Source organism: Bacteroides sp. AF39-16AC (assembly GCF_003602735.1).
Classification (GTDB): Bacteria; Bacteroidota; Bacteroidia; order Bacteroidales; family Bacteroidaceae; genus Bacteroides; species Bacteroides uniformis.
Genome location: NZ_QTLN01000064.1, coordinates 1 through 2261, shown reverse-complemented (window position 1 = coordinate 2261; position 2261 = coordinate 1). Strand labels below are relative to the sequence as shown.

Annotated in this window: 1 protein-coding gene; it reads left to right on the top strand. The window is 37.7% G+C overall.

Features of this window, described 5'->3' with window-relative positions; translation table 11 throughout:
* Nucleotides 1-418 precede the first annotated feature (418 nt).
* Nucleotides 419-2053, top strand: coding sequence for an ATP-binding protein (locus DW039_RS20620; protein WP_044468315.1), 1635 nt, complete (start codon nucleotides 419-421; stop codon nucleotides 2051-2053).
* The last annotated feature ends 208 nt before the right edge of the window (nucleotides 2054-2261 follow it).

Genomic DNA, 2261 nt, shown 5'->3' with positions numbered 1-2261 from the left:
TGAGCGATTACCCAATGCTCATTTCCAATAAATTACACTCTTTTCGTAACTTCCAGTTACAAATGTACTGCTTTTAAGGCAGTAAAGCAAATGCTATGTACTGTTTAGCATCACGGTTCTTTCATTTAAGGGAGCTATCGGGAGTTAGAAGCTGATAGTATAACTATACATCAACAAGAGTAATCGGCCTTTAACTCCCGATAACTCTTCTAAATGAAAAAGCTGTGTGTTTAACATAAGAAGCTTGCTTTTGGTACAGATTATACATCTATGTATAATTCTGCATCGGAACATGTGCAAGAACACCCACTTTTTGCACATGAAACGGAGAACGTGAGCAAAAAAAGATTATTTTTGCCGATGTCATCGATAATAGACCGATGTACTATGGAATAAAGCATCATTTAATGTAATGTATATGGCAGAAGGTGAGAAACAGACCATCGAATATAAAAGCATTCAGAAAATAAGAACCGGAGATAAAGGATTCAGGGATTTGGCTGTTACTTGCGTATCATTGGCCAATGCTCAGGGTGGAAAGATCTTTGTAGGATATGATGATAAGGGTAAATGTCCGCTTTTGGGTCAAGTTGTAGATACTGATGAGGTGAACGATGCTGTCAGTAAGCTGCGAAGTCTTTGTTTTAATGTAGCTGTTGCTGCTTCGGAAGTACAAACGGATAATTTTGGAAGTCAATATTTTATAATTACTGTTTATCCTTCATTTCGTTCTATTGCCACTACTTCAGATGGGAAGATATATATTCGTGTGGCAGATAAATGTGAACCGGTTCGAAGTGAGGACATTCAGCGTTTGAGTGAGGAAAAAGGTACTTACCAGTGGGAAATAGTTCGTACTAAATTCATACTGGATGAAAGTGTATTGGATAACTTGCATCGGCTTGCCGAAGAGATACGTAGGTCACCTCGGGTAGCCTTTCACATCAAGCAATTGGATGATATAGAGTTGGCAGAGCACTACTGTCTGATGGATGCCGGTCAGTTAACCCATCTCGGAGTGCTGTGGTTGGGTACGTCGAAACAAAGGCAAACGATTAGTTACCCCATTACTGCCCAATACATTGTGTATGATAATTTGGAGAGGAAAGTCCGTAAAGTGGAGTGGCACGATAATGCATTAAATCCTAAGGAGTTACTTCTGTCCATTGAAAAGGAAGCGATAGAGTTGACTTACTCCTATGAATTTCCCGATGGGCTGTTTCGTAAACAAATTCGTCATTATCATCCCAAATTGATAAGGGAATTATTGGTTAATGCCTTTGCCCATAAGAGCTTCACAGTATCAAGTGATATTATGATTCAAGTTTATCCGGATAGGTTGGAGATTTCTAATCCCGGTGGATTGCCTTTAGGAATTACTAAAGATAATATTCTTCATACAAAGCATCGGCGGAATCCTCATTTCATAGAGATATTGAGCGCTTTGGAACTGATGGAAGGTGAGGGCTCTGGTTATGATTTGATTTATGAATTAAATTCTATGGAAGCAAAGCATCAGCCTGCCATTGAATCATCATACAATGAAGTGAGAGTCATTCAGCCAGCCGAGATAATAGACAGGGAGTTATTGCCATTGTTGGACTATGTGCTGCAGAATTATAGGCTGACACAAAAAGGCTATATTGCTTTTGGAATCATTGCTCGAGAAAGAAAGATACTTTCTACACAATTGTCTGCCATTCTTCAGTTATCAGAGGAAGAACGCCTACGCAGTTATACTGATAAACTGGTGAAAGACAATATTGTATGTAGGAAAGGAGTAAAAAAGGGAAGCTTTTTCAGTATAAATCCTCAATTGATAAAGAATGCCAAGGTGAATCTGGTTACAACACTCAAGACATTAGAGCCTCATGCTTTGAAAGCATTGATTATGGAAGATTTGAAATTACATCCTGGCAGTCGTATTTCTGAGATTGCCCAGCGACTGCCTGAGGCTGATATAAAGGACTTGAGAAAGATAATCTATCCATTAGTGAATAAGGAATTGCGTGCTGACGGAGCGAAATCGGAAAGAAGATATTGGTTTCTTTGAGTGGCAAAAAAAAAAAGAAAAAAGAATGACTTGAGTGTTGGGCTGTTGTTAATATATTGATATATAGGTATCTATATGTTTTCTGCTTATATATTTTGTTTTTATTAAGAAAAAGGAATTTTAGGTTTACATATTCGATTATAAATATTTAGAACGCAAAGTTACTACAAAAAAGTGAAATGCGGAAAGATATAGTGATAGAATTGAG

Coding starts and splice junctions, on each gene's coding strand:
- DW039_RS20620 (WP_044468315.1), top strand. CDS start 419: ATGGCAGAAGGTGAGAAACAGACCATCGAATATAAAAGCATTCAGAAA.